This window comes from Microbacterium sp. K41, from assembly GCF_004794395.1.
GTDB lineage: Bacteria > Actinomycetota > Actinomycetes > Actinomycetales > Microbacteriaceae > Microbacterium > Microbacterium sufflavum.
In genome coordinates, this window is sequence record NZ_SSDO01000232.1 from 1 (window position 1) to 7,519 (window position 7,519).

Sequence of the window (7,519 nt, forward strand, 5' to 3'; positions counted from 1 at the left end):
CCGCGACGACCGCTGACCCGCGCAAGGGAGAGGCCGCGGCGGGCCGACACGGCGCGGCGCTGATCTGGCGGGGCCGCGGTCCCTCATCGCGGGCGTCGGCGGGTCGGGGCGTCGGCCCCGCCGTGAGCAGGGGCATGCCCTTGCGGAACCGCTCTCATCGGGGAATATACTGCCGCCGAGGGGGAGAGCCGCTTCAGGATCGGGGGGACCGATGACGGAAGATGCTCGACACGGAGGTGGGACGACCAGTCCCATCCCCACATCGATGAAGGGCGAGGTACGGAGGGACCGACTGCTGACCCGGCTCAGCGCCGCGATGGAGGAGCCGTGGTCGCTCACGCTCGTGGGCGCGCCGGCCGGCGCCGGCAAGACGCGGCTGCTCGCGCAGTGGTCGCGTGAGCTGCGCGAGCACGCCGACGTCGAGGTCGTGTGGGTCGCGATGGAGCGCGGCGACGGCGTCGACACCCTGATCGCGGGTCTCGAACGGATCCCCGATCCCGCACTGCAGCGCGGCTTCGCCCGCGTGCCCCGCGGTCACGGGGCGGCCACCATGCGCGGACTCGCCAGGGCGCTCGACGCGGCCCGCAGACGGATCGTGATCATCGTCGACGACGTGCACCACCTTCAGGACGACGAGTCCGCCCACCTGATGTCGGTGTTCGTGCAGACGGTCCCTGGCGACGTGCACGTCGTGCTGTCCGGTCGCGGCACGCGCATGATCCCGCTGGCCCGTCGTCGGCTCAGCGGCATCGCCCTCGAACTCGACGGTGCTGCCCTGGCGTTCCGTCCCGACGAGATCCAGGCGTTCTTCGCGCTCCGCGACCTGCACCTGAACCCGAGCGAGATCGCCGCGCTGCTGACCCGCACCGCGGGGTGGGCCGCGGCGCTGCAGCTCATGATGCTCAACGCCCCCGGCGGGGGCCCGGTCGGGGCCTACCCGCTCCGGGGAGACGACCCCGACGTGGTCGACTACTTCGTGGAGGAGGTCTTCGGAGACCTCAGTGACGAGCTGCGCGGCTTCCTGGAGACGACGGCCGTCCCCGAGTCGTTCACGACCGCACTCGCGACCGTCCTCTGCGGCAGCGCACGCGCGGGCGCTCTGATCGAGCGGTTGCTGCGGCTCAACGTGCTCGCCGGCCCCGACGGCGCGGACCCCCCGCGGTACCACTACCACCCGCTGCTGCGCGCTTTCCTGCTCGGGCGCCTGCGCGCCAGGGGCAGCAGCGAGCCCGCCCGGCTCGAGGGCATCGCGTCGGCGTGGTTCGACGGGCAGGGGGAGGCCCTTCCCGCACTGGTCCACGCCGTGCGCAGCGGAGAGGAGTTCTGCGTCTCGGCGATCCTCCGTCGCAGCGGCATGCAGCTCGTGCTCGACGGCCACCCCGACGAGGTCGTCGCGGCGACCGGGGAGCTGACCGCGCAGCGCCGCGCGGAGCCGGGGGTGCGGATGCTGATCGCGGCGGCTGAGCTCACCCGCGGGAACGCGTCCGCGGCGGTCGCGGCGCTGTCGTCGACGCCGGAGACAGACGAGTCGGACGTGCACCGGGCGTGGAGGCGGGGGCTCGCGCTGCACACGGCACTGCGCCGAGGGGGGATCGAGGACGCGCTCGCCGCGGTGGGCTCGGAGCTCCGCACGCCGACGGGCGAGGAGCGGATCGACGCCTACGCGATGCTGCAGCTCGCGATGGCCCAGCTCTTCACCGGTCGGCTGGAGCAGTCCGAGGTGTCGGCCAGACGGGCGGCCGACCTGGCGCGGGCGATCGGTGCCGTATCGGCGGAGCTGCAGGCGGAGACCGCGCTCCTCACGGCAGCCCTGTTCCGCGGGCGGCTGCGCGAGGTGATGGATGCGAGTGCGGCCCTGGACGAGCGGTGGCACGAGCTCGGCGCACCGGACAACGCGTTCGTCGAGGTCGCCCGGGTGTGGCGATCGTGGGTGCCGTACGAGGCCATGAACCTGCTCGACGCGAGTCCGGCGCTGCTGCCGTCGGCGCGGGTCCTCGACGCGGGAGGGGAGACCGCGATCGCGCGGGGGCTGCACGGGTTGCAGGCACTGCTCGCCGCGGACACGGTCGACGACGCCCACGCCGCGGCCATGGCGCTGTTCGACTTCCTCGCGCCGCGGGAGGACCTCCCGTTGCCGGTGCACTGGTACGCCATGATGGCGCCGTTCGTGGTGCACGCGTTCCACCGTCTGAACGAGCCCACGATCCGCGACCGCTTCATCGACGAGGTGGAGGCGGCGCTCGGCGAGACCGGGGACGTGCTGGTCCTCCGTGCGCTCGCCGCGATGCACGACCGACGGCCCGGTGTCGCGCGCGGAGCCCTCGTCCCGGTGCTGGAGGGGGCCGCACGCTGCCTGCTGCCGGCGTCGATGATCGACGCCTGGCTGGTGGAGTCGCACCTCGACGTGGAGGACGCCGAGCCGGATCGGGCGCAGTTCGCCCTCGCCACCGCGCTCGCGCTCGCCGAGCCGGAGGACCACGTCCGCCGGGTCGCGGAGGCCGGGACGGTCGTGACGCAGCTGCTGGCGGCACGAGCGACCCCCGGTTCGCGCACCCGGTTCGCCGACCGCGTGCGCGAGCGGTTCACCGCCGCCGGCGTCCTGGCGGAGGAGGAGCTGACGCACCGCGAGCGCATCGTGCTGGCCGCCCTGTGCCGCAACGCCACGCTGCGGGAGATCGCCGCGCAGGAGTACATCTCCCCGAACACGGTCAAGACGCACGTGCGCAACATCTACCGCAAGCTCGGCGTGTCCGACCGCGAGGGGGTGACGGCGGCCGCCCACGCGCTCGGCATCGGGTGATCCCCGACTCGTCGCGAGGCGGTCACAGCGGTCCCGCGTCGTTCCCGTTCCCGCGCTCCGGCTGCGGCGACTCAGAATGCGGCGATGCCCTTGCCGATCATCGACACGCCGATGACGAGGAGGAGCACGGCCATGATGACCGCGTTCTCCTGGGCGAGCCAGGCGCGCAGAGCGTCGAGCGGGCCCCGCAGCCGCTCGGCCGCGACCAGGTACCCCACCACCGGTACGAGGACCGTCGACGCGGCGATCAGCGTGAACACGCCGATCACCACGACCAGGGCCCCGCCGTCCAGGCCGGCCGCGCCGATGTCCACCCCCGCTCCCGCCGCCATCAGCAGGTTCTTCGGGTTCACGGCGGAGAGCAGGAATCCGAGCCCGAGTGCCATCGGGAACCGCATCGTGTCGATCGCCTTCATCCACGCCGGCATGCTGGCGGTGCGACCGGCGCCGGGGCGACGGCGCCACTGTCCCACCGCGAGCAGCAGCAGGCCGACGCCGAGCAGCAGCTGCACGGTGCCGCGGATGGGTCGCGAGGCGTCGGGATCCTGCTCGGGGAGCACGGCGGACAGCAGCGTGAAGACGCTCACGGCGACCACGATGCCCGCGACCCAGCCCAGCAGGAAGCCGACGCTCGTGACACGGGCCTTCGGCGACAACAGCATCAGGATCGCCGCGATGATGGGGATCGGGCTGATCGCGATGCCGAGCGCGAGGGGGAGGACACTCCCGATGGCGGCTCCCATGGGTCTACCTCTCGTCGGGCGCCGGCTCGGGGACCGACGCGGTGAGGGCGGCGATCGCCGCGCGGTTGGTGGCGTGCAGCGGCTCGCCGTCGAGCAGGTCCAGCTCGGACAGCCGCCGCCAGGTGTTCGAGCGGACCCGGCTGAACGACAGCGAGATCGAGCGGTCGGCGAGCCAGCGTTTCAGAGCGGCGAACGACTCGGCACCCGTCACGTCGACGTCGGTCACGGCCTCCATGTCGACGACGAGGTGCTGCACCGCGCCGTCGCCCGCGGCCCGGATCGCCTCCTTCACCGCGGACGTGAACACGGTGCCGTTGGCGAAGAAGAGCGGCGCGGCCAGGCGCACCACGATGATGCCCGGCGCCGTCGTCGTTCCGGACGGCGCGTCCTCCAGCAGCGACTCCGCCGGATCGCCCGAGGCCTCCAGCACGTCGATCGCGGGGGAGGCCGCGCGCTTGGCGAGGTTGATGAGGGCCAGCACGAACGCGACGAGGATCCCGGGGATCGAGCCGATCAGGAGCGTGACGAGGAAGCAGACTGCGCCGATCAGGAACTCGAACCGGTCTTTGCGCCACAGGTCGATGAACTCCCGCACGCCCAGCAGCGGGATGATCGCGACGCCCACGATCGCCCCGATCGCCGGTGAGGGGATGTCCTCCAGCAGCGCCGTCCCGAACAGCAGCAGGAGGAGGGTGCCGACGGCGAGCACGACCGAGGGCAGCTGCGTGCGCGAGCCCGCCTGGTCCATCGCGGCCGTGCGCGACGTGGACGAGCCGACCGCGAAGCTGCCCTGCGCGCCGGCTGCGACGTTCGCGACCCCGAACGCGAGCAGGTCGCGGTTGGCTCGGAACGGGTACCCGTGCTTCTCCGCGTACGACCGCGACACCAGCAGGCCCTCGGCCGTGGTGACCAGGGTGAGCGCGATCGCGGACGGCACGAGCGCCAGCCACGTGCCCCAGTCCAGCACGGGCCACGTCAGCGCGGGGGGACCGGCGGGGACGGCGCCCAGCACGTCGACCCCGCGGTCGTCGAGTCCCGCCAGCAGCACGAGCACGGTCGTGAGGATCAGGACGACGAGTGCCCACGGGACCGCGCGCAGGAAGGCCTTCCCGATCAGAAGGACCGCGACCGAGCCGGCGGCGATCAGCAGGGACCAACCGTTGAGCGTGGGCAGTCCGCCGATCAGCGCAACTGCCTTCTCGGGGAACTCGGCACCGGAGTCGATCTTCACGCCCAGCATCTTGGCGATCTGGCTCACCATGATGTCCAGCGCGAGGCCGCCCACGAAGCCGACCAGGATCGGTTTCGACAGGAAGTCGGCGAGGAAGCCGAGCCGGAACACCGCCAGGAGCACGAACATCAGCCCGGACAGCACGGCCTGCGCGAGTGCGAGCGTGGCGTAGTCGGCGCTCCCGGCCACGGCCAGCCCGCCGACGGACGAGGCGACGAGCGCGGCCGCCGCCGCGTCGGGAGAGGCGACGAGCTGCCGCGACGACACGACCAGCGCGTACAGCACGGTGGGGACGATCAGCGCGTAGAGCCCGGCGGTCGCGGGCAGCCCGGCGATCTGGGCGTATCCGATGTTCAACGGGATGGCGATCGCGAGCAGGGTGACGCCCGCCGTCAGCTCCGTGAGGGCGTTGCGCGCCGTCAGACCGGCGAGCGGTCGTTGCATCCCCGCCTCCTCTCGCCGCGGCACCGAGCGCCGCGCGTCCACCCTTCCACCGCGGCGCGTGCCCTCGCCAGCGGGATCGGTCAAGCTCCCCCTGGTGATTTCCGGTCGGGCTCTGCGGCGGGGTCGGGCTCCGGTCGTGCGGGAACGGTCGGGGGCGGAGCGGCCGAGCGGTCGCCGGACAGCCAGCGCAGCCAGGTGCTGCCGGGGTCGACCTCCAGCACCAGGGTGCGTACGACCAGCGTGAGCGGCACGGCGAGGATCGCCCCGAGCGGACCGATCACGAACGTCCAGAACACCACCGAGAAGAAGCTCAGCGTCAGGCTCAGGTCGACCGCGTCGCTCACGAACTTCGGCTGCACGAGAACCTGCAGCACGACGTTGACGACGCAGTACACCGCGACGACGGCGAGAAGGAGGGGCCAGCCGCCCACCACGAGCGCCAGCACCGCGGGCGGGATGAGGCCGAGCACGAACCCGATGTTCGGCACGAAGTTCGTCACGAACGCGAGGATCGCCCAGACGAGCGGCGCTGGCACGCCCATCCACCACAGGGCGAGCCCGTCGATCACGGCGACGATCGCGCCGAAGATCGCGTTGACGACGAAGTAGCGGCGCACGCCGCGGTTCAGTCGGGTGATGCGCTCGATCGACGCCCGACGCGTCGTCCCGAACACCTCGCCCGCCCGCTGGTATCGGGCCGCGTCGACCGCGAGGAACACGATGTACGCGCACACGAAGAACAGTGCGGTCGCGACGCCGACCACGGTGCCGCCCACCCGGCTCGCGGCGGCGAGGAGCGTCTCGGGGTCGAGGACGGAAGCCGCGGTGTCGGTCGCGGCGTCCTCGAGCCCGAGCGACTGCAGCAGTGCGACCAGGTCGTCGGCCGTGCGACGGAGGCTGCCGTCCGTCGCGAGGTCGCCGATCAGCCCGGCGAACTGGATCCCGGCGAGCCACAGCAGGGCGCCCATCGCCACGAGGATCGCGATCGACACCACGATCACGGCGGTGGATCCCGTCCACGCCGGCCAGCCGCGCCGCCCGAAGGGACGGCGCACGGGATCGCACACCACGACGATGACGACGGCGAGGGCGAGGGGGCTGAACACGTCCCGCGCGACGGAGAGGCCCGCGAGCGCGATGGCGCCGGCGGCCAGGGCCAGCAGGACGCGCAGGGAGGGCGACAGGGAGCCGTCGATGACGCGTTCGGGGGAGGTGGGGGAGGTGGTCACGCGGTCAGCGTAGCCCCGCGCGGGGGCGTGCGCCGTGGCCCGTCCTTCTCATCCGGGTGAGAATCCTCGCGGTCCGCATGCGGTCGCGCGGCCGTCACTAGGGTGACTGCCATGTCGTCCCCCGTGCGTCAGACGAGTCCAGGGCCGACCATGCGGTTCCGGCCGCCGGGCCCGCAGCCCGGCGTGCTGCGTCGCGACCGGGTGACCGAGGCACTGCACGCGGCGGTCGCCGGCGCGCCGGTCACCGTCGTGAGTGCTCCCTCCGGTTTCGGCAAGACCACGGCCGTGGCACAGTGGGCGACGAGCGTGGACCGGGTGGCGTGGCTCGCGCTGAGCCCGTTCGACGTCGACCCCGCGCGGCTGACCCGCGGCGTCGTCGAGGCGCTGCGGGCGACCAGCGGCGACGCCTCCGAGCGCGACCTGCCCGCCCTCACGAACCCGGAGCGTGCGTACGAGGAGATCTGCCGGGTCTTCGGCGACCGCGACGCGCGGGTGCACCTGGTGGTGGACGACGCGCACCGGGCGGGGGAGCGGTGGCGCCACGGCCTTCTCGGCATGCTCGCGGAGCAGCCGCCGGACGGTCTGCGGCTGGTGCTGGTGGGGACGACGCTGCTCGAGCTGACCCTGAGCCGCCAGCGCGTGACCGCCCCGGAGGGGTTCCTCGGGGCCGACCTTCTGAGCTTCACGCGCGAGGAGGTGGCGCGGCTCGCTCCCGCCGCGCGAGAGGGCCTCGGCGCGGACGCGATCGTGGAGGAGACGGGCGGGTGGCCGATCGCCGTCCGGCTCATGATGATCGGTGGTGCCCGCCCGGAGCGGAGCGCCCCGAGCGCGTCGAGCTTCCTCGGCGAGTACGTGCGCGAGCACGTGCTGGGCGCCCTGCCGCCGGAGGTCGCCCGTTTCGTGCTCGACGCCACCGTCTGCGCCGAGCTCACGCCCGAGCTCGCCGCGCAGGTGACGCAGCGCGAGGACGCCGCGGAGCTGCTGGAGGCATGCGTGCGACTGGGGCTGTTCCTCGACCGGTTCGACGGACCGCACGGCCCGGTCTATCGCTGGCACCGCACGTTCGCCCGCC

The 7,519-nt window shown here is 73.0% G+C and carries 5 protein-coding genes; 2 read left to right on the top strand and 3 right to left on the bottom strand.

The features are described 5' to 3' along the window. The first annotated feature begins 265 nt into the window (after nucleotides 1-265). A complete protein-coding gene (locus DW309_RS06400) occupies nucleotides 266-2,800 on the top strand; it encodes a winged helix-turn-helix domain-containing protein (protein ID WP_168387195.1) in 2,535 nt (844 codons plus the stop codon). Nucleotides 2,801-2,871: 71 nt separating this feature from the next. On the opposite strand, the gene DW309_RS06405 is transcribed toward DW309_RS06400, so the two are convergent. The 3 genes from DW309_RS06405 to DW309_RS06415 all read right to left on the bottom strand — a co-directional run bounded on the left by DW309_RS06405 (nucleotide 2,872) and on the right by DW309_RS06415 (nucleotide 6,447). Next, the gene (locus DW309_RS06405) at nucleotides 2,872-3,543 is read right to left on the bottom strand and encodes a GAP family protein (RefSeq protein ID WP_136044888.1); all 672 of its coding nucleotides are present in this window, start codon (nucleotides 3,541-3,543) and stop codon (nucleotides 2,872-2,874) included. A gap of 4 nt (nucleotides 3,544-3,547) precedes the next feature. Then, nucleotides 3,548-5,218 (bottom strand): SulP family inorganic anion transporter, encoded by a 1,671-nt coding sequence (locus DW309_RS06410; RefSeq protein ID WP_136044889.1) that lies wholly within the window; start codon nucleotides 5,216-5,218, stop codon nucleotides 3,548-3,550. A gap of 80 nt (nucleotides 5,219-5,298) precedes the next feature. Further along, nucleotides 5,299-6,447, bottom strand: a complete 1,149-nt coding sequence (locus DW309_RS06415; protein ID WP_240753137.1) for an AI-2E family transporter — start codon at nucleotides 6,445-6,447, stop codon at nucleotides 5,299-5,301. A gap of 111 nt (nucleotides 6,448-6,558) precedes the next feature. Between DW309_RS06415 and DW309_RS06420 the strand changes: the two genes are divergently transcribed. Next, a partial coding sequence (locus DW309_RS06420) for a winged helix-turn-helix domain-containing protein (RefSeq protein WP_342590370.1) occupies nucleotides 6,559-7,519 on the top strand: 961 nt, incomplete at its 3' end.